The organism is Pseudomonas sp. C11 (assembly GCF_034683865.1).
Taxonomy (GTDB): Bacteria; Pseudomonadota; Gammaproteobacteria; order Pseudomonadales; family Pseudomonadaceae; genus Aquipseudomonas.
The window spans coordinates 1-238 of the sequence record NZ_JAWIIP010000090.1 but is presented as its reverse complement, the minus strand read 5'-3'; the positions used below and the strand labels follow the sequence as shown (position 1 = coordinate 238).

The following is a 238-nucleotide window of genomic DNA, read 5'->3' as shown; positions in this document are numbered from 1 at the left end:
AATCTGGCCATCACGGCATAAACGATAAAAATGATAAGCCCCGACCAAAAAGCCTTGTTCACGAGCTTTGAGCCAATTGTCCTGAAATTTACGGTCTTTGAAATCTCCCCCTTCGGTGGCTTTTAAATAAACGAATTTAAACTCTTGGGGAGAAATGGATTGCCATTGGATGTCGCCTTGATGATGAGACACATCAAAGCCTTTTACCGGATACTCTTGGGCAGATGCGATATTGTTC

General features: G+C 42.9%; 1 protein-coding gene. It reads right to left on the bottom strand.

From position 1 onward, the window contains the following. Positions 1-238 (bottom strand): GH25 family lysozyme (locus VC352_RS25025; RefSeq protein WP_322982176.1); only part of this gene is annotated, 238 nt, incomplete at both ends.